The organism is Nocardia paucivorans NBRC 100373, assembly GCF_000308675.1.
Classification (GTDB): domain Bacteria; phylum Actinomycetota; class Actinomycetes; order Mycobacteriales; family Mycobacteriaceae; genus Nocardia; species Nocardia paucivorans.
In genome coordinates, this window is record NZ_BAGE01000034.1 from 35,741 (window position 1) to 55,557 (window position 19,817).

The window sequence follows — 19,817 nt, forward strand, 5'->3', positions numbered from 1 at the left end:
CATGACATCGGTACCGGTACTCGCGGTCCGGCGGGTGGTGACCACCCGCGCCGGCGGCTGCTCCGCGCCGCCCTACGATTCGTTCAACCTCGGTGACCACGTCGGGGACGACCCGGAGGCGGTGCGGCGCAATCGCGCTCGACTCGCCGAGACCATCGGTCTGCCCAACGATCACCTGATCTGGATGGAACAGATCCACGGCCGCACGGTGGAAATCGTCGACGGCCCCCGTCTCGACCCTGTCCCGGCGACCGACGCGCTGGTCACCACGGTCCCCGGGTTGGCGTTGGCGGTGCTCACCGCCGACTGTGTTCCGATACTGCTCTCCGACGACACGGCCGGCGTGATCGCCGCCGTACACGCCGGACGGGTGGGCGCCCGGATCGGTATCGTGCCGCGGGTTCTGGACACCATGATCTCCGTCGGCGCCCGACCGGAACGTATCGGCGCTTTGCTCGGTCCGGCCGCGAGTGGGCAGCACTACGAGGTGCCGGCGCAGATGCGCGCCGATGTCGAACGTCATCTGCCCGGGAGCGCCACCACCACGGTGCGCGGTACCCCGGGCCTGGACATCCGGGCCGGAATCCGTCGGCAACTACTCGACGCCGGGGTCGGCGCGATCGCGGAGGACCCCCGGTGCACCATCTCCGATCCGACCCTGTTCAGTCATCGCCGGGGTGCGCCGACCGGCCGGTTCGCGAGTGTGATCTGGATGCAGGCCGCATGAACCGATCCGTCACCACCGCCGACCCCGAGGTGCGGGCCGCCGAGCTCGAGGCCAATCTCCGCGCGCTGCTCGCCCGCATCGACGCGGCCTGCGCCGCGGCCGGTCGAGATCCGGCCACGGTGCGGTTGCTGCCGGTGACCAAGTACTTCCCGGCCTCCGATATCGAGCTGCTGTACCACCGTCTCGGCCGGCGGGAGTTCGGGGAGTCCAGGGCTCAGGAGGCCGGTGCGAAGGCCGAGACCCTGGCCGGTTTGCCGGATATCCGCTGGCACCTGATCGGTCGGTTGCAGCGCAACAAGGCCCGCCAGGTCGCACGGTGGGCCGATACCGTGCACTCGGTCGACAGCGAACGTCTGGCAACCGCCTTGGAGCGGGGCGCCACGGCTGCGTTGGAGAACGGGGAACGCACGACCGCGCTGCGGGTGCTGATCCAGGTCAGTCTCGACGCCGATCCGGAGCGCGGGGGCGCACCGCCCGCGAGCCTGCCCGCGCTGGCGGAGCATATCGCCGGTTCGTCGTCCCTGCGGTTGGCCGGTTTGATGGCGATCCCGCCATTGGGCGCCGATCCCGAGGAGGCCTTCGCGCGGCTGGCCGACCTGCATGCCCGGCTGCGCGCCGATCACCCCGATGCCACAGAGTTGTCCGCCGGAATGTCGGGTGATCTCGACTCGGCCATCGCGCACGGTTCCACCTGTGTGCGTGTCGGTACCGCTCTGATGGGTACCCGCCCGATAATCTCGGGCTAGCAAACAAACCTCATCAGTCACATTCGACACATATGCTGGACCGACGAGGGCTGAGCAAGACTTCAACTCCCGGCCGCCACCGGGGCGAAGGAAGGTCTACGTATGAGCACGCTGCACAGGTTCAAGGCGTATTTCGGCATGGTTCCACTCGAGGACTACGAGGACGACTATGTCGACGACCGCACCCCGCGTGGGGTGGATGAACGCAGCGTGCGACGGTCCCGCGACTATGCCGATCGGCAGGATTACGCCGACCGGTCGGACTATGGTGACCGATACGGTGACTCTCGCTACGATGTGCCCGACTACCGTGAACGCGAGTCGGTGTACAAGCCGGCCTATCAGTCCGGCTACCCGCCACGGCGGGACGAATACCCGGGTGACGCCTACGACGACTACGAGGGTCCGCGTCGGCCCACCCGGATCGATGCGGCCTCCTCCACTCGCTTCCGCTCCGGCGCCGGTATGCGCGGAGTCACGCGGGGAGCGCTCGCGGTCGATCCCGAAGCCGAGGAGCGGCGTCTGGAGGAGCGGGTGCGTCCCGATCCCGTCGCCGCCCGCCGTCCCGCGATCTTCGAGGACGGAGGTCCCTTGTCCAAGATCACAACGCTGCGCCCCCGTGACTACAGTGAGGCCGCGATCATCGGCGAACGGTTCCGTGAGGGCAACCCGGTGATCATGGATCTGGTGGATCTCAGCAATGCCGATGCCAAACGGTTGGTCGACTTCGCCGCCGGCCTGGCCTTCGCCCTGCGTGGCTCGTTCGACAAGGTGGCCACCAAGGTGTTCCTGCTCTCACCTGCCGATGTGGACGTCTCGGCCGAGGAACGTCGCAGGATCGCGGAAACCGGCTTCTACAACCAGAAATAGCCCCCGGTCCCGAAGGAGATCGCGGACTCGGGCCGTTCGACTCGGCGCGGGCATTTTGCACCGCGCCGATTTTCGGGCACAGTTGAAGTCGTGGCCTTGTTCGCGGTGCTGTACCTCGTACTGTTCATCTTCTGGCTGTTGCTGATCAGCCGGGTGATCGTGGAGTTCATTCGGAGCTTCGCGCGCGATTGGCGGCCCAGCGGGATCGTGGTCGTCATCCTCGAGGTGATCTTCACGATCACGGATCCCCCGGTGAAACTGCTCCGGCGGTTGATTCCGCCTGTGTCGCTGGGCGGAATTCGGCTCGATCTGTCGATAATGATCCTGCTCTTCATCGTCTTCATCCTGATGTCGATCGTCCGCGGGCTCGGATCGTCGGTAGCTCCGGTGTGACAGAATGGGCCGTGTAGACATTGCCAGAAGTGTTAGGTCTCATAAGACGCGCGAAGGGATCCCTCCATGCCGCTGACCCCAGCCGATGTGCACAACGTCGCGTTCAGCAAACCGCCGATCGGGAAACGCGGCTACAACGAGGATGAAGTCGACGCCTTCCTGGATCTCGTCGAACAGGAACTCTCTCGACTGATCGAGGAGAACGCCGACCTACGCCAGCGCGTTGCCGAACTGGACGCCGAGTTGGCCGATGCCAAGGCCAACCGCGGTCCGGCAACCGGGCCGAGTCAGCCGATTCAGCAGGCTCCACCGGAGCCGATCAAACCACCGGCACCGATACCGGCACCCCCTTCGCAGCCGATACCCGCCATCCCCGGCGTTTCGGGCGCCGCGCCCGATACCGCTGCCGATGCGAATCTGCAGGCGGCCAAGGTGCTGAGCCTGGCCCAGGAGATGGCCGACCGGCTCACCACCGACGCCAAGGCAGAGGCCGAGAGCCTGCTGGCGAACGCCCGGGCCAACTCGGAACGGATGGTCAGCGAGGCGCGCACCCGCTCCGAGGCGATGATCGCCGATGCCCGGGAGAAGTCCGAGGCCATGTTGTCGGACGCGCAGAGCCGGTCGGACAACCAGCTGCGGCAGGCCAAGGAGAAGGCCGACGCACTGCAGGCCGATGCCGAGCGCAAGCACACCGAGATCATGTCGACCATCAGCCAGCAGCGCACGGTGTTGGAGAGCCGGATCGAGCAGCTCAAGACCTTCGAACGTGAGTATCGGGTGCGTCTGAAGTCCTACCTCGAATCGCAGCTGGAGGAGCTGGAGAATCGTGGGCCGGCCGTGCCGGTGGAGGGTGGCGACGCCTTCGACACCGGTGCCAACAGTCTCGCGCCCGCGTCGTTCGCGAAGGGTGGCAACTAGCCCGATACCACCAGGTGCGAACGGGCCACCTGGTATCCACTGGGGGTCATCATGCTTGTCTTGACGCTGGTCCTCGCTGCGATCGGCTTCGTGTTGCTGGTCGCCTCACTGATCACCGGTTCGGTGATCTGGGCGTGGGGTTGCATTGTGGTCTGTGTGATCGGTGCGGTGTTGTTGCTGGTCAGCGCATTGTCGATCAGTGGCTCTGATGACAGCGTGCCGCCGCAGCGGCAGATCAGGCGCTGATATACGGACACTGACACGCCACGCTGCGCGTCAGTGTCGGCGCCGATGAGCGCCGAATACAGATTTGACCGTTACGGCTAGAATCAAACATGGAAATCGGCATTGATCCGGCTATCACCGGGGAGCCTTCGGAAGAACGGCGACGCGCCGGGGTGGTCGGCGACCGTGGCGCACAGCTCAGTAGAACCGAACGGGTGAGCCCGTCACAGCTCGTAACGAGAGGTTCCGTACCCGTACGCGGGTGGTGGGACAAACGGGGTGGTACCGCGGTTCCGACGCACCGAGCGTCGGTGATCGTCCCCGTGCCGCATTCGAACCGCGCTTGTAGCGCTCGGCACGAGGAGACCTATCCGCGATGGCGGACGAGACTTCCAGAAGCAACGCATACCCCCGCGTCGACCTCGGCGGCGGTTCCGGTGCGTCCTTCCCCGATCTGGAACGGGCCGTACTCGACGCCTGGGCGGCCGACGACACCTTCCGAGCGAGTATCGAGCAACGGTCCGGCGCGGGCGACGCGACGGACGGGAGTGCTTCGGCCGGGACGGGGGGGGAGTTCGTGTTCTACGACGGCCCCCCGTTTGCCAACGGTCTGCCACATTACGGACATTTGCTCACCGGATATGTCAAGGACGTTATCCCGCGTTTTCAGACAATGCTCGGAAAGCGCGTCGATCGGCGTTTCGGTTGGGACTGTCACGGGCTGCCCGCGGAAATCGAAGCCGAAAAACAGCTGGGTATCACGGACAAATCACAGATCGATTCGATGGGGCTCGCGGAATTCAATGCCGCGTGTAAAACATCGGTGCTTCGCTATACCGATGAATGGCGTGAATATGTCACCCGCCAGGCCCGCTGGGTGGACTTCGACAACGACTACAAGACGCTCGATCTCGACTTCATGGAGTCGGTCATGTGGGCGTTCAAGTCGCTTTACGACAAGGGGCTGATCTATCAGGGTTTCCGGGTGCTGCCCTACAGCTGGTACGAGCAGACCCCGCTGTCGAATCAGGAGACCCGGCTCGACGACGCCTACAAGATGCGTCAGGACCCGGCGGTCACCGTGGACATGGTGTTGCGGGTGCCTGCCGATCATCCGCTCCACGAGCTGGATGGCGCCAATGCCCTCATCTGGACCACCACACCGTGGACGCTGCCGTCCAACCTGGCCGTCGCGGTGCACCCCGAGGTGCGGTACGCGCACCTGCGCGGGACCGACGGCAAACGGTATGTGTTGGCCGTCGAACGGGTGGCCCACTACGCCCGGGAACTCGGCGAGGAACCGGAGACGCTCGGTGAGTTCGCCGGCGCCGAGCTGGTGGGCCTGGCCTACACTCCGCCGTTCGACTTCTTCCTCGGCCGCCCCAACGCGCACCGGGTGTTGTCCGCCGACTACGTCACCACCGAATCCGGTACCGGTGTCGTGCATCTGGCGCCGGCGTTCGGTGAAGAGGACATGGACGTCTGCCAGGCCAACGGTATCGAGCTGGTGCAGCCACTCGATCCGGGTGGCCGGTTCACCGCCATGGTGCCCCCCTACGAGGGTCTGATGGTGTTCGACGCCAATCCGGTGATCATCAAGGACCTCAAGGCCGCGGGCAAACTGCTCCGGCACGAGACCATCGAACACTCCTATCCGCACAGCTGGCGTTCCGGACAGCCGCTCATCTACATGGCGGTGCCGTCCTGGTTCGTCGCGGTCACCGCGTTTCGCGAGCGGATGGTGGAGCTGAACAAACAGATCAACTGGGTACCCGAACACATCCGCGACGGCCAATTCGGCAAATGGCTGGAAGGCGCGCGGGACTGGAACATCAGCCGTAACCGGTATTGGGGCAGTCCGATCCCGGTGTGGGTTTCCGACGATCCGGCCTATCCGCGGGTCGATGTCTACGGTTCCCTGGACGAGCTGGAACGCGATTTCGGGGTGCGACCCACCGATCTACACCGACCCATGATCGACGAGCTCACCCGGCCCAATCCGGACGATCCCACCGGGCGCTCGACCATGCGTCGCGTACCGGAGGTTCTGGACTGCTGGTTCGAATCCGGGTCCATGCCGTTCGCGCAGGTGCACTACCCGTTCGAGAACAAGGACTGGTTCGATTCGCACTTCCCGGGCGATTTCATCGTCGAATACAACGGGCAGACCCGCGGCTGGTTCTACACCCTGCACGTCCTGGCCACCGCCCTGTTCGACAGCCCGGCGTTCGAGAACGTGGTCGCGCACGGCATCGTGCTCGGCGACGACGGGCTGAAGATGAGCAAGTCCAAGCGCAACTACCCGGATGTGAACGAGGTGTTCGACCGGGACGGCTCCGATGCCATGCGGTGGTTCCTGATGAGTTCGCCGGTCCTGCGGGGTGGCAACCTCATCGTCACCGAACGCGGTATCCGTGAGGGAATGGGCCATGCGCTGCGCCCGTTGTGGAACACCTGGACCTTCCTTCAGCTCTACGCCTCGGAACCGGGGCGGTGGCGTACGGATTCGCCGCATGTGCTCGACCGCTACATTCTGGCCAAACTGGCGCAGACGCGGGATGTCATCACCGAGGCGCTGCAAACCTACGACATCGCCGCCGCCTGTGAGGAACTGCGGACCTTCGCCGACGCGTTGACCAACTGGTATGTGCGTCGGTCACGGGCGCGGTTCTGGGCCGAGGACCGCGATGCCGTGGACACCCTGCATACCGTGCTGGAGGTGGCCACCCGGCTGGCCGCTCCGCTGCTGCCGCTGATCACGGAGGTCATCTGGCGTGGTCTGACCGGTGGTCGCTCGGTCCACCTGACCGACTGGCCCGGCGCCGACGATCTGCCCCACGACGCCGAACTGGTCGAGGCCATGGACGAGGTCCGTACGGTGTGCTCGACGGTGCTGAGCCTGCGCAAGGCGCAGCAACTGCGGGTGCGATTGCCGCTGGCGGAGGTCACCATCGCCGCCCCGGACGCCGAGCGGTTGCGTCCCTACACCGACATCATCGCCGACGAGGTGAATGTCAAGAGGGTCGATCTGACCACCGATGTGGCCGCGCACGGCCGGTTCGAGCTGGTGGTGAACGCCCGGGCGGCCGGCCCACGACTCGGCAAGGATGTGCAGCGGGTGATCAAGTCCGTCAAGGCGGGCGAGTGGACCGAGAACGCCGACGGGGTGGTGAGCGCTGCCGGAATCGAGCTGCTGCCCGAGGAATACACCCGGCGACTGGTGGCGGCCGAACCGGAGTCCACGGCGGCGTTGCCCGGTAATACCGGTCTGGTGGTGCTGGACTCGGTGGTCACCGAGGAACTGGAGGCCGAGGGCTGGGCGCGCGATGTGATTCGCGATCTGCAGGAGACGCGTAAGTCACTGGGGCTGGACGTCTCGGACCGGATTCGGCTGGTGCTGTCGGTGCCCGAGGACCGACGCGCCTGGGCCGAGAACCACCGTGAGCTGATCGCCGGCGAGGTCTTGGCCGTCGAGTTGGAATTCGGTGAGACGGGGGAGGACTCGGCGCAGATCACCGGCGGGGTGCGCGCCCGGATCACCAAGGTGGGCTGAGACCGGATCGGCCGGCCCCGGTCGCGCACCGGGGCCGGCCGAGCTGCGATGCGCGTTCGTGACCCGACCGCCGCGTGTCGTTGTCCACTAGGGTGGGATTCCATGGTTTCGGATGATCCCCACGAATGGTGGAAGTCGACATCGGAGGGGCAGGGGAGGGAATCCTCATCGGGGCAATGGCAACAGGCTCAGGGCGCACCCCCGACAGTGCATTGGGACGCGACCGCGGGGCGGGTTCCGCAGCCGGGTATGCCGGGGCAGCCCGTTCCGGGGCAGACCGGCCCGTACGGTCCGACGCCCGCCGGTCCGTACGAGATACCGCCGTTGGGTGCGACCGGGGGATGGGGCGGGCCGCCCGCCCGGAACTCCAACGGTCCCCTGATCGCGGTGCTGGTGGTCGTGGTGGTGTTGGCCCTGGCCGGTGTGGTGGGGTTGGTGGTGCTGCGCGGTTCGGATTCGGAGGAGAACACCACGGCCACCGGTACGACCACGGCCACCGCTTCGACGACCCGATCCACCAGCCGCACCACCTCGGCGGCGCCGACGAGCGCCCTGTCCGGGGATGAGCCGCAGTTGCGCACCGTGCCATCGGTGGTGGTGCTCGGTCCCATCTGGGGCGACGGCGAAGACACCTACACCATGGCGTTCAAGGGGTGGCCCTTCGCCTTTCGGACCGCGCGCAGCTGGGGATGTTTGAAGGGGTCGATCGACGCGATACCCGATGCGCAGGCCTGGCGGTGTGTCGACGAGTCCAACAGGAATGCCGGACAGCGTGTCGACATCATTCTGCGGAAGTGCCCCACTACCTGTGATGCGGATACGCAGCGCCGGTACAACGCGGACTGGTTGAAGGAGAATGCCGACCGGGCCACTCGATTCGACGATCGCACCGTCTACGTGGTGGAGCAGTCCAACGAACGTGGGCGTTACAGCGTGGATCTCAGCCGTTATTTCGCCGATCCGTCCGGGGGTGAATTGGTCTGGCAGGTCGGTGTGTATGCCGAATCGCCGCCGGCGACAAAGGAAGTCGTCTTGAAAGCGGTCAACGATATCGTCACCCAAACACAGTGAGCCGAGGTCACGCGTGGGGTTCGGGGCGTTCGAGTAACGCTCGATTGCGTGTGATGTAGATCACATTCCAGCGGATTATCGAAATCTCGGGTTTCGTCCGAATCGCGCGGGACAATCGTTTCGGCCGCCGTCCCACGCCGAATGCGCCGGTGGCGCGACAGGCGTCGACAGCGGTGATCTTTGCGGTCTGTTCTACCTGTAATGCGTTGTGTCGAGGGCTGATACGCCTCGACACACGTCGCTGTGGTCTGCGGTCCCCCTCGTCGCCGAGGGGGTGCCGCCTCTGCCGTGGGCCCCGTCGTACGGCGGCCCGCCTCCAGACGACAGAAGGGTGGGCACGTGATCGAAATCCAACTCCGTCGAGGTGTTCTCGGAATCGCTCTTGTCGCCTGCGCCGCAGGCGTTCTCGCGCCGACCGCGGGAGCCGATACCGGCAGCGGAAGCGGGTCGGCCGCCATCGCTTCGGGCAGCGCCAGTGTCACCGCCGGGCTGCCGATTTCGAGTCCCAACGGGCTGGGAGCGCTCACTGCGGCCCTGACCCAGCTCGGTAAACCGTACGAATGGGGTGGGGAGGGTCCATACGCCTGGGATTGCTCGGGCCTGGTCCAGTGGGCATTCCGACAGGTCGGTGTCCAGCTGCCGAGGACCACCTGGGAACAGGCCCGAGTGGGCGCCGCGGTGCCGCGATACGCGCTGTCCCCCGGGGATGTGGTCATCCTCAACCCGGACGCTTCGCATGTCGGGATCTACGCCGGGTACGGGCAGGTGTTCAACGCCTACGGCAGGGGGGTGCCGGTGGGTTTCACGCCGCTGAACAAGTTCGTCATCAAGACCATCCGCCGATTCTGAGCGGGCCGCCGCGGGCCGGCCGTCAGTCGACGAGCCGGCGCAGCAGCGGTCCGTAGTCCGGGTGCGCCAGCGCGGAGGCGAACTGCGCCACCAGGTAGTCGGCCGGGTTACCGGTGTCGTACCAGCGACCCTGGATGACCTGGCCGTACACGGCGTGCTCGGCAGCGTAGGCATTGATGGCGTCGGTCAGGTACACCTCGCCGGTGCGGTGGGTGTACCAGCGCTCGGTCTGCGCCCGCAGTTCCTCGATGATGCCGGGCGTGACCACATAACCACCGATGGCGGCGTAGGCCGAGGGCGCATCCTCCGGTTTCGGCTTCTCCATGATGCCGGAGATGCGCAACAGCCCGTCGTCGAGATCCTCCCGCACCTTCGGCACGCCGTAGCGCTGAGAATCCTTGGGGTCCATCGGCATAAGGGCCAACACCGGGCAGCCGGTGGCCTCGTAGGCGCGGATGAGCTGTTGGGCTCGCGGGATCTCGGCGACGAACACGTCGTCGGGCCACAACACCAGCATCGGCTCGTCACCGAGGGCGCGCGCGGCATTGAGCACCGGTGTGCCGTTGCCGTAGGGGCCGTGCTGGTCCAGGTAGGTGATGTGTCCGAGCCGGGACAGCTCCCCCACCTCTTCCACCGCGTCCGCGTAGGCGGTCTTCCCGTCCGCGCGCAACTGGGCGACCAATGTCGGGTTGGGCCGGAAATGGTCCTGAATCAGCGATTTTCCACCACTGACGACGATGGTGATATCGGTGATCCCCGACGCCACCAGTTCACGTACGGTGTGCTCGATCACCGGCTTGTCGCCGACCGGCAGCATTTCCTTCGGGATCGCCTTGGTCAGTGGCAGCAGGCGAGAGCCGATACCGGCGGCTGGGATAACGGCCTTGCGGATCATCATCCTTCGATCATCACATATCGTTCGGCTCGGGAAACCCGGCCCGGGTCGGGCGTGGCGGTGGACGCCGTGTTCTCGCGCCGTTTCCGCACCGGTGGCGGTGTGGCTCGGGGATCGGGGCGCGCGGCGGAACATTCGGGTCGGTATGCCGACTCCGGGCCCCGGACCGGCGAAATGTGTCGGGGGGTGGGCGTAGATTGGCCCCGATCGCCGTGGTGGCCTTCGGAGGAGGTAGGTGTGGGACGCGACTCTCGCCGGCCCGGCCGCGGGGCCGCTCGTACCATTGTGCGCGAGCGTCCCATTGTGCGCGAGCGTCGAGGAATCGTCGGGAAAGCAGCGCGGAGCCGATTGTGACGCGGGCGAGTGCCCCGGTGGGCGCCGGGGAGCGTCCCGGAGGCTCGGACGGGGAGACCTCCCGTCGCTGGGTGTTGCACATCGATATGGACGCGTTCTTCGCCTCCTGCGAGCAATTGACCCGCCCCACATTGCGCGGCCGGCCGGTACTGGTCGGCGGGACGGGCGCCCGGGGCGTGGTGGCGGGGGCCAGCTACGAGGCCCGGGTTTTCGGCGCGCGGTCGGCCATGCCGATGCACCAGGCGCGGCGACTGGTCGGGGTGACGGCGGTGGTGGTGCCGCCGCGGGGTGCGCTGTATTCCGCGCTCAGCGGTCGGGTTTTCGACACATTGCGGGCCCGTATACCGGTTCTGGAGACACTGTCGTACGACGAGGCGTTCGGCGAGCCCGCGGAAATGGCGGGGGCGAGTGTGGCCGAGGTGCGCCGATTCTGCACCGAATTGCGCGCCGCCGTGCGGGACCGCACCGGGTTGGTGGCCTCGGTGGGGGTGGGCAGCGGAAAACAGCTCGCCAAGATCGCGTCCGGTCTGGCCAAACCCGACGGGATCCGGGTGATCGCGCCGAGCGAGCAACAGGATCTGTTGGCCGCGCTTCCGGTGCGCAAACTGTGGGGTATCGGTCCGGTGGCCGAGCATCGGCTGCGCTCACTCGGGATCGAGACGGTCGGTGCGTTCGCGGCGCTGCCCGAGATGGAGGCGGTCTCCATCCTCGGCAGCAGCGTCGGCGCCACCCTGCACCGGCTGGCCCGCGGAATCGACGACCGACCGGTCACCGAACGCGCCGAGGCCAAACAGATCAGCGCCGAAACCACCTATGAACACGACATTGTCTCCATGCAACAGCTGCGTCCGGCGATCGCGGAAATGGCCGCCGCCGCGCACCGGCGGCTCGCCCGCGACGGCCGGGCCGCCCGAACCGTGGTACTCAAACTGAAACGTTCCGATATGAGCATCGTGACCCGCTCCACCACCCTGCCGTACGCCACCGAGGACCTGGCGACGCTCACCGCCGCCGCCCAGCGGTCCGCCGTCGACCCGCTGGAGCTGGGCCCCATCCGGTTGGTCGGCGTCGGCTACGCCGGGCTGTCGACGGTACGGCAGGAATCGCTGTTCCCCCTTTTCGCGGAGGGGAGTGCCGAGATCGCGGAGGGCGTCGACAGCGGGCCGGTTCCCGATCGCGTGTCCGAGCCGGCCGTCGGCCCCCGGTGGCGGGCGGGGATGGATGTCCGGCACGCGGAGTTCGGACACGGGTGGGTGCAGGGCGCGGGATACGGAGTTGTGACCGTCAGGTTCGAGACCCGCTCGACAGGTCCCGGTTCGGCGCGTACGTTCGCTGCCGACGACACCAAGCTGAGCCCGGCGGATCCGCTCGACAGTCTGTCTTGACGGTTCGGCGGGTAGTTTGGTGATCCGTGCAGCGTCGCCGGTTCCGGTGGGGCTGCCGACAGTGCACGACACCGAACCCCGAACGCAAAGGACGAGCAGTTGAAGCTTCGCAGAACCGGACGTATCGCGATCGCCGGCCTGGCCGCCGCGGCCATGCTGACCTTGAGCGCGTGTGGTAGCGATGACTCGAACTCGGACACCAAGGCCAAGTCGACCACGACGCAGCAGACGACCACCGGGGCCGCCGAGGCCGACCTGCCGCCGGTCCCCACGGCCGACGATCTGAACGCTCAGCTGCAGCGCGCGCTCGACCCGGGTGTGCCGAACGAAGAGAAATTGGGCATGGTGCAGGGCGCCGAGGCCGACCCGAACCTGCCGGGCACCCTGGCGCAGGCCTACCAGAACTCCGGCGCCACCATCAAGGTCACCGAGGTGAGCTCCTTCGGTGACACCCTCAACGCCAAGGCCGAGTTCACATTGGGCGACCAGGTGAACATGGTCGACGTGCCGTTCGTCGCCGAGAACGGCGAATGGAAGGTCGAGAAGACCTGGGCCTGCAATATGCTCGCCACCGCGCAGTTGCAGTCGCCCGCCTGCCCGGCGGCCTGACCGAGCCACACGAGAGACCGGCCGATGCCTCGCGGCGTCGGCCGGTCTTCGTCTGCGGAGGATGTTCGTCTGCGGAGGATGTTCGTCTGCGGAGGATGTTCCTTCGAGCCGGTGCTCCGGTGGGGCGGTGATACGCGTGGGTCTCGCCTAGGCTTGCCGCTATGTCGATAACCGTGCGGGCCGCGGGCGCACCGGGGTTGAGCGCCGACGAGGTCGAGCAGCGTCGTCGGGACGGTCTCACCAATGACGTTCCGGATCGGGCGAGTCGCTCCGTCCGCGATATCGTCCGGGCCAATGTCTTCACCCGGATCAATGCCATCCTGGGTGTGTTGTTCGTGCTGGTGCTGGCCACCGGCTCGGTGATCGACGGAATGTTCGGGCTGCTCATCGTGGCCAACAGCGCGGTCGGCATCATCCAGGAGGTCCGCGCCAAACGGACCCTGGACAAACTGGCCATCGTGGGTCAGGCCAGGCCGACGGTGCGCCGGGACGGGCGCTCGGCGCAGATCGCGCCCAGGGACGTGGTCCTCGACGACCTCATCGAGCTCGGCCCCGGCGATCAGATCGTGGTGGACGGAGTCGTCGTCGAAACCGAACTGCTCGAGATCGACGAGTCCCTGCTCACCGGTGAATCCGACCCGATGCACAAGGAAATCGGTGCCCAGGTGTTGTCGGGCAGCTATGTGGTCGCCGGATCCGGCGCCTATCGCGCCACCAAGGTGGGGCGCGATGCCTATGCCGCGAAACTGGCCGAAGAGGCCAGCAAGTTCACCCTGGTGAACTCCGAACTGCGCAGCGGCATCGACACGATTCTGAAGGTCATCACATATCTGCTGATCCCCGCCGGTGCGCTGATCATCTACAACCAGCTGTTCTCCAGCGGTCAGTCGTGGCGTCCCGCGGTCACCGGAATGGTGGCGGCTCTGGTGCCGATGGTGCCGGAGGGGCTGGTGCTCATGACGTCGATCGCGTTCGCGGTGGGGGTGATCCGGCTCGGTCGGCGGCAATGCCTGGTCCAGGAGCTACCCGCCATCGAGGGTCTCGCGCGGGTCGATGTGGTGTGCGCGGACAAAACCGGCACGCTCACCGAGAACGGTATGCGGTTGGCGCAGATCCGGATGCTCGACGGGCACGATGAATCGGTGGCCCGGCAGGCGCTCGCGGCCATGGCGAGCGACGACCCACGCCCGAACGCCAGCATGCAGGCCATTGCCGAGGCGCTGCCCGACGGTCCCGGCTGGGTCCACACCGCGGTCGCGCCGTTCTCCTCGGCGAAGAAATGGAGTGGATGCTCCTACGGGAAACACGGCGACTGGTTGCTCGGCGCGCCCGATGTGCTGCTGCCGGCGGGTTCGGCCGCCGCCCGTCTCGCCGAGGAACTCGGTGCGGCGGGTCTGCGCGTGCTGCTGCTGGGCCGGTGCGATCACCGGGTCGACGCCGCCGACGCGCCCGGTGTGGTGACCCCGGTCGCGCTGGTCGTCCTGGAGCAGAAGGTGCGGCCCGACGCTCGGGACACCCTGGACTATTTCGCGAGTCAGGACGTCTCCATCAAGGTGATCTCCGGTGACAACGCCGTCGCGGTCGGCGCGGTGGCTTCCTCGCTGGGACTGTCCGGCGGCGATCGCCCGGTGGATGCCCGCGAACTCCCCGAGGACCGGACCGAGTTGGCGGATGTACTGGAGAACCACACCACCTTCGGCCGGGTGCGGCCCGATCAGAAACGCGCCATGGTGGCCGCCCTGCAGTCCCGGGAGCACACCGTGGCCATGACCGGTGACGGAGTGAACGACGTCCTGGCCCTCAAGGACGCCGATATCGGCGTCGCCATGGGCTCGGGTAGTCCGGCCACCCGTGCGGTGGCGCAGATCGTGCTGCTGGACAACAAATTCGCCACCCTCCCGTATGTGGTGGGCGAGGGGCGTCGGGTGATCGGCAATATCGAGCGGGTCTCGAACCTGTTCCTCACCAAGACCGTGTACTCGGTGCTGTTGGCGTTCCTGGTGGGCGTGGCCGGGGTGGGATCGCAGATCTTCGACTACGAACCGCTCGGCTATCCGTTCCTGCCGCGGCATGTCACCATCGCGGCCTGGTTCACCATCGGTATTCCGGCGTTCATCCTGTCGTTGGCGCCCAACAACGAGCGGGCCCGCACCGGGTTCGTCGGTCGGGTCATGCGATTGGCGATCCCGTCGGGGACGGTGATCGGCGTCGCCACCTTCGTGGCGTATCTGATCGCCTACGCCGGACCGGAGGCCACCGAACAGCAGAAGGTGCAGGCCGGGACGACCGCCCTGATCACCTTGATCATGATCGCGGTATGGGTGCTGGCGATCGTGGCCCGCCCCTACACCTGGTGGAAGATCCTGCTGCTGGCCGTTTCGGTGCTGGCGTACCTGCTGCTGTTCACCATCCCGTTCACCCGCGAGTTCTTCGCCCTGGACCCGTCGAATATCGCCCTCACCACCGCCGCCCTGATCTGCGGTGTTGTGGGCATAGTCCTCGTCGAGGCGGCGTGGTGGGTGGGCGCGACCCTACACGGCGACGAACACAAACTCGTCCCCGCCGCCCCCGGTGAGGCCGCCTGAATCTTCGCCATTGCCGTTTCAATTGCCTTGTGCGAAGGGGCTATTCGGCATTGGAGTACTTTCGGTGGCATGGAGGTTCTGCTGCACCAGATCGACGCGTTCGCCGACGCACCGTTCTCGGGTAATCCGGCGGCGGTCATGCCGTTGCCCGCCTGGCTGCCCGATGCGTTGTTACAGCATCTGGCCGAGGAGAACAATCTCGCCGAGACCGCCTTCTACACCGCCGAGCTGCCGCCCGAGGCCGGTGCCCCGCCGGGGGAGTGGCCGGCGTTCCACCTGCGCTGGTTCACCCCCATGACGGAGGTGCAGATGTGCGGGCACGCCACCCTCGCCGCGGCTGCGCAGATCCTCACCGATATCCATCCCGGTCACGATCGGGTGAGTTTTCACACCCGTAGCGGATGGTTACGGGTGGATCGCACCGATGACGACGAATACGTGCTCGATCTGCCCGCGGTGCCGTCCACCGCGGTGGAACCGGACCCGAGGTTGGTCGCGGCCCTGGGGACGCGACCGGTGCGCGCCCATACCGGTCAGGATGTGGTTTTCGTGCTGGCCGAGGAACGACAGGTGCGGCAGCTGCGTCCGGAATTCGCCTCGTTTCCGCCGCTTCCGCGGGGAGTGGTCGTCACCGCGCCGGGCGACGAGGTCGATTTCGTGTCCCGGTTCTTCGCTCCGGGGGTGGGTGTGCCCGAGGATCCCGTGACCGGTTCGGCACATGCCCAGTTGGCTCCGCTGTGGAGCGCCGAGCTCGGTCGCACCGAGCTCACCGCCCGTCAGCTGTCCCGGCGCGGGGGCGCCTTGCGCGTCGAGGTGGCAGGAGATCGGGTGCTGCTCATCGGGCGGTGTCGGCGCTATCTCGACGGGGTGGTGGAACTGGACGATCGCGCGGTATCGCCGCGGTGATCACCGCGGCGGCACCGGGCCGTCGTCGGGTGTGGGACCGACGATATCGGTCTCGGTGGGAAACAGCGGTACGACCGCGAATCTGCCCGCCACGGCGTCGGCGGGCAGAGCCTGCACCGCTCGGATTCCGGGCTGCTCGGCCAGTTCCCGCAACCGGTTCAGCGGTGCGCGGACGACCAGACCGACAACGCAGGCCCGGCCCTCGAGCAGCCGGGTGATCGAGACGTCGAGCACCCGGGTCGTCCGCTCGTCGGGGCCTGCACTGCGCTGCCGGCGGTCGAGTAGTTCCGTGGCTGCGTCCACACCGGAGCGCAGCAGCGCTCGTTCGTTCGCGGGGACCGGCACGATCACCAGGGGAGTCGCCACGCGCTCGATCGGCACGTGGTAGATCACCTGTCCGATACGCAGCCCGCGGGCGAGGGCCGGTAGCGCCGTCGCCGGACGATGCTCGGTGAACGAGACCAGTGCCCAGTGTTCGGCGTCGTCGGCGCCTCGAAGCGAGTCCCGGGCCCGGGCCAGGTAGTCGGCGACCGCCTCCCCCTGGTCGGGGCCGAGGTGATCGGTGAACACGCCTTCGGGACGGGGTGGGTTCAACACCCCGAGCAATACGATCAGCACAGGCAGCGCGCCGGCGGTGATTCCGATACCGATGCGGCGCAGTCGGGCCCGCCGATCAGGCATCGCGCAGAACGTCCAGGGCGTAGGTCAGGTCGGCGGGGTATTCGCTGGTGATCTCGATGTACCGGCCATCGGCCGGATGATGGAATCCCAGTGATCGGGCGTGCAACCACTGCCGGCGCAGGCCGAGACGTTCGGCCAGTCGCGGGTCGGCGCCATAGGTGAGGTCACCGCAGCAGGGATGGCGGATGGCGGAGAAATGGACCCGAATCTGGTGGGTGCGACCGGTTTCCAGGTGGATGTCGAGCAGGCTGGCCGCCGGGAACGCCTCGATCGTGTCGTAGTGGGTGACACTGGGTCGCCCGTCGGCGGTCACCGCGAACTTCCATTCGGTGCCACGGGCCCGGCCGATGGGGGCGTCGATGGTACCGCTGCTCGGGTCCGGATGTCCTTGCACCAGTGCGTGGTAGCGCTTGTCCACGGTGCGCTGTTTGAAGGCTCGTTTGAGCATGGTGTAGGCGTGTTCGGACTGGGCGACCACCATTACCCCGGAGGTGCCGACGTCCAGTCGGTGCACGATGCCCTGTCGTTCGTGCGCGCCCGAGGTGGAGATTCGGTAACCGGCCGCGGCGAGACCGCCCACCACCGTCGGGCCACTCCAGCCGATACCGGTGTGCGCGGCGACACCCACCGGTTTGTCCACCGCGACGATATCGTCGTCGGCGTAGAGGATTTTCATCCCTTCCACCGGTTCCGCCTCGATGGTGAGTTCGCGGCGTGGCTCGGGGAACACCACTTCCAGCCAAGCGCCCGCGGTGAGCCGGTCCGATTTGCTCGCGGCGACTCCGTCGAGCTGGATCGAGCCCTCTTCGGCCATGGCGGCCACCGCGGTGCGCGACAGCCCGAGTAGGCGGGAAAGCCCCGCGTCCACTCGCATTCCGTCCAATCCGTCGGGGACGGGCATGGTTCTGGTCTCTCTCACGCGGCACTCTCCTTGCCGGTGTTCGACGCGCTCGGACCTTCGGGGTCGTCGTCGGTCCGGTCGTCATCGGTCCTACTGCTTCTGTCACTGTCCCGGAGACGGTCCGGACCGGCTCCGGTCTCGGGGGTGTCGTCGCGACCGTGTCGGGTGCCGTCGGGTTCGAAGCCCAGGATGGTCAACACCACGAGCAATATCGCCCCGCAGACAATCGCCGAGTCGGCCACATTGAATACCGGCCACCAGCCCACCGAGACGAAATCCACCACATGCCCCTGCAGCGGTCCCGGCGAGCGGAACAGGCGATCCACCAGATTTCCCAGTGCTCCGCCGAGGACCATGCCCAGGCCGACGGCCCACCACATCGAGCGCAGGGTGCGCCCGATACGCAGCACTCCGACCACCACGGCCGAGGCCACCAGGGTGAGCAGCCAGGTCATGCCGGTGGCCATGGAGAAGGCGGCACCGGGATTGCGCACCAGTCGTAACTGCACGACATCACCGATGAGCGAGACCGGCTCGCCCGGGGTGAGCTGCTGCACGGCGAGAACCTTGGTGAGCAGGTCCAGGGCGAACAACACCACTGCCACCACGAGCAGTCGACGCAGCAGTAACGGCGGCTCGCGCCGGGTCCGCGCCGACCGGTCCCCAGGGTGGTCGGGCCGATCGGAAGGGCTGTGCTCGGGCGGCGGCCGGTCGTCACTCACGTCGCTCATCTTCCCTCGAGGCCGCGCGCGGGCGGTGCCGTGGTCACCGAACGGGTCGTCGGAGCCCGGGTGCGGATGTCCCAGCCGATACTCAGGAAGCGGTCGTACCCTGTTGCTCGTGACGGTGTTGTCTTCCCTCCCCACCCCTCGGATCGGTCGTTCCGGGGTGCTGCTCATGGTGCTCGCGCTCGGTCTGTCGGCATTCGGTGTCGGTTGCAGTGAACGAGGGGAATCGCGGGGGGACGTCGACGGCACCGAACCGCTCGGTATCGGCAACGAGGTGACGGTGCCCATCGCGGCCGCGGTCGCCACCGTTGTGGATCCCGGGGCCGAGCCTCGGACGCTGCTGCGGCCCGGCTACCCCGAGGGAACCTCCCAACAGGTGACGTTGAGTACCGATCACAGCATCCGGCAACAGATCGATGACCAGCCGGTGCGGGATTTCTCCACGCCCGCGCTGACCATTCCGATGATCGCCCGCGCCGGGACGCGTGGTGTCGAACTCACTCTGGGCTCGGTCACCACACCCGATCCGGTCCTGGCGGAAGCGCTGATCGATGTCGACGGTTTGCACGCCGGTTTCCAGTTGAGCGAGCTCGGCGCCATCACCGCGCTGCGGCTGGAGCCTGCCCCGGATACCTCCAATACGGCCCGCGCGGCCCTCGAGCAGGCCTTCTGCCAGGCGGTGTACCGGTCGGTCATGTTCCCGGACTCACCGGTGGGGGTCGGTGCGGTGTGGACGGTGCGGCAGGAGGTGGGCGGCGGTGTCATGCTCGACCAGGTGACCACGGCCACCCTGATCGAGCGGTTGGGTAACCGGCTCACCATCCGGCTGGATGTGACGCAGACCCCGAAATCGGATATCTGGGATCTGCCGGCCGCCGGGGGCACCTTGAACATCGAGGACTACGTCATGCAGGGCACCGGCGATATCACCGTCGACCTCGACCTGCCGATGCCGGTCGCCGGGGCGATCACGCTGGGCGGGCACCAGTTCTACCGGGACCCGCGCACCGACACCAGGTTGCGCCAGGTCATCGAGACCAAGGTGAGTTGGGGGGAATAACGGACGGAGGCGGATGCGGACCCCGGACATGCCGCATCGTTACCGTCGATCGACGGATATTCGCGAAGAGCGGACCTGGGCTCGGTCCCATCCGACGATCGATATGCGCCTCGGAGGTCTGTGATGCCCGATGCCTCCCCTGTGCCCGAGGGCTACCCGGCCGTATCTCTCGGCCTCGCGGTGGACGGCGCCGCCGGGGCCACCCCGATCACCGCCCCGGCGACCCAGCTCTACGGAGATCGCACCGGTTCGTTCACCGATCCGTGGGGGCACCAGTGGACGGTCGCCACCCATGTCGAGGACATCGAACCGGCGGAGATGCAGCGGCGTATGGACCGAATGTCGAGTGCTTCGTGAGTTC

19 protein-coding genes are annotated in these 19,817 nt (G+C 67.0%); 15 read left to right on the forward strand and 4 right to left on the reverse strand.

What is annotated here, in order from left to right; translation table 11 throughout:
* The first annotated feature begins 1 nt into the window (after nucleotide 1).
* From pgeF to ON32_RS08100, 9 genes are all read left to right on the forward strand, one after another.
* Nucleotides 2-727 carry a peptidoglycan editing factor PgeF gene (gene pgeF, locus ON32_RS08060; protein WP_040790122.1) on the forward strand — a complete coding sequence of 242 codons (726 nt, stop codon included), beginning with the start codon at nucleotides 2-4 and terminating at the stop codon, nucleotides 725-727.
* On the forward strand, nucleotides 724-1,473 hold the full coding sequence (locus ON32_RS08065) for a YggS family pyridoxal phosphate-dependent enzyme (protein WP_040790124.1): 750 nt from the start codon (nucleotides 724-726) through the stop codon (nucleotides 1,471-1,473). The genes pgeF and ON32_RS08065 overlap by 4 nt, the downstream gene beginning before the upstream one ends.
* A 102-nt stretch (nucleotides 1,474-1,575) precedes the next feature.
* Complete coding sequence (locus ON32_RS08070) at nucleotides 1,576-2,343, forward strand: cell division protein SepF (RefSeq protein WP_040790125.1); 768 nt, start codon at nucleotides 1,576-1,578, stop codon at nucleotides 2,341-2,343.
* Between the two features lie 90 nt (nucleotides 2,344-2,433).
* Entirely contained in the window at nucleotides 2,434-2,736 is a 303-nt protein-coding gene (locus tag ON32_RS08075; protein WP_040790128.1) for a YggT family protein, read from the forward strand.
* Between the two features lie 66 nt (nucleotides 2,737-2,802).
* Nucleotides 2,803-3,654, forward strand: coding sequence for a DivIVA-like cell division protein Wag31 (wag31, locus tag ON32_RS08080; RefSeq protein WP_040790130.1), 852 nt, complete (start codon nucleotides 2,803-2,805; stop codon nucleotides 3,652-3,654).
* 51 nt (nucleotides 3,655-3,705) lie between these two features.
* Nucleotides 3,706-3,900, forward strand: a complete 195-nt coding sequence (locus ON32_RS27625) for a hypothetical protein (RefSeq protein WP_083874200.1) — start codon at nucleotides 3,706-3,708, stop codon at nucleotides 3,898-3,900.
* A gap of 355 nt (nucleotides 3,901-4,255) precedes the next feature.
* Nucleotides 4,256-7,432, forward strand: coding sequence for an isoleucine--tRNA ligase (ileS, locus tag ON32_RS08090; protein ID WP_040790133.1), 3,177 nt, complete (start codon nucleotides 4,256-4,258; stop codon nucleotides 7,430-7,432).
* A 102-nt stretch (nucleotides 7,433-7,534) separates the two neighbouring features.
* The gene (locus ON32_RS26960; protein WP_157224125.1) at nucleotides 7,535-8,503 is read left to right on the forward strand and encodes a hypothetical protein; all 969 of its coding nucleotides are present in this window, start codon (nucleotides 7,535-7,537) and stop codon (nucleotides 8,501-8,503) included.
* Between the two features lie 339 nt (nucleotides 8,504-8,842).
* Entirely contained in the window at nucleotides 8,843-9,352 is a 510-nt protein-coding gene (locus ON32_RS08100; protein WP_083874201.1) for an NlpC/P60 family protein, read from the forward strand.
* Nucleotides 9,353-9,374: 22 nt separating this feature from the next.
* Here the strand turns inward: ON32_RS08100 and ON32_RS08105 are convergent, their stop codons facing one another.
* Complete coding sequence (locus tag ON32_RS08105; RefSeq protein WP_040790135.1) at nucleotides 9,375-10,250, reverse strand: UTP--glucose-1-phosphate uridylyltransferase; 876 nt, start codon at nucleotides 10,248-10,250, stop codon at nucleotides 9,375-9,377.
* A gap of 437 nt (nucleotides 10,251-10,687) precedes the next feature.
* Here ON32_RS08105 and ON32_RS08110 point away from each other — a divergent pair, with 437 nt between their 5' ends.
* The 4 genes from ON32_RS08110 to ON32_RS08125 all read left to right on the forward strand — a co-directional run bounded on the left by ON32_RS08110 (nucleotide 10,688) and on the right by ON32_RS08125 (nucleotide 16,086).
* Nucleotides 10,688-11,986, forward strand: a complete 1,299-nt coding sequence (locus ON32_RS08110; protein ID WP_051132997.1) for a DNA polymerase IV — start codon at nucleotides 10,688-10,690, stop codon at nucleotides 11,984-11,986.
* 99 nt (nucleotides 11,987-12,085) lie between these two features.
* Nucleotides 12,086-12,595 (forward strand): WKL family lipoprotein, encoded by a 510-nt coding sequence (locus ON32_RS08115; RefSeq protein ID WP_040790139.1) that lies wholly within the window; start codon nucleotides 12,086-12,088, stop codon nucleotides 12,593-12,595.
* A 161-nt stretch (nucleotides 12,596-12,756) separates the two neighbouring features.
* The gene (locus ON32_RS08120) at nucleotides 12,757-15,180 is read left to right on the forward strand and encodes a cation-translocating P-type ATPase (protein ID WP_040790141.1); all 2,424 of its coding nucleotides are present in this window, start codon (nucleotides 12,757-12,759) and stop codon (nucleotides 15,178-15,180) included.
* A 69-nt stretch (nucleotides 15,181-15,249) separates the two neighbouring features.
* Nucleotides 15,250-16,086 (forward strand): PhzF family phenazine biosynthesis protein, encoded by an 837-nt coding sequence (locus ON32_RS08125; RefSeq protein ID WP_040790144.1) that lies wholly within the window; start codon nucleotides 15,250-15,252, stop codon nucleotides 16,084-16,086.
* Here the strand turns inward: ON32_RS08125 and ON32_RS08130 are convergent, their stop codons facing one another.
* From ON32_RS08130 to lspA, 3 genes are read right to left on the reverse strand one after another with little or no spacing between them, the layout of a single operon-like run.
* On the reverse strand, nucleotides 16,087-16,767 hold the full coding sequence (locus tag ON32_RS08130) for a hypothetical protein (RefSeq protein ID WP_051132988.1): 681 nt from the start codon (nucleotides 16,765-16,767) through the stop codon (nucleotides 16,087-16,089). It abuts the gene before it with no gap.
* Nucleotides 16,760-17,686, reverse strand: coding sequence for an RluA family pseudouridine synthase (locus ON32_RS08135; protein ID WP_040790146.1), 927 nt, complete (start codon nucleotides 17,684-17,686; stop codon nucleotides 16,760-16,762). The genes ON32_RS08130 and ON32_RS08135 overlap by 8 nt, the downstream gene beginning before the upstream one ends.
* Nucleotides 17,683-18,399 carry a signal peptidase II gene (gene lspA / locus ON32_RS08140; protein WP_083874203.1) on the reverse strand — a complete coding sequence of 239 codons (717 nt, stop codon included), beginning with the start codon at nucleotides 18,397-18,399 and terminating at the stop codon, nucleotides 17,683-17,685. The genes ON32_RS08135 and lspA overlap by 4 nt, the downstream gene beginning before the upstream one ends.
* Nucleotides 18,400-18,565: 166 nt before the next feature.
* Between lspA and ON32_RS08145 the strand changes: the two genes are divergently transcribed.
* The gene (locus tag ON32_RS08145) at nucleotides 18,566-19,456 is read left to right on the forward strand and encodes a hypothetical protein (RefSeq protein ID WP_373284282.1); all 891 of its coding nucleotides are present in this window, start codon (nucleotides 18,566-18,568) and stop codon (nucleotides 19,454-19,456) included.
* A 123-nt stretch (nucleotides 19,457-19,579) separates the two neighbouring features.
* Complete coding sequence (locus ON32_RS08150; RefSeq protein ID WP_051132989.1) at nucleotides 19,580-19,813, forward strand: VOC family protein; 234 nt, start codon at nucleotides 19,580-19,582, stop codon at nucleotides 19,811-19,813.
* Nucleotides 19,814-19,817: the final 4 nt, after the last annotated feature.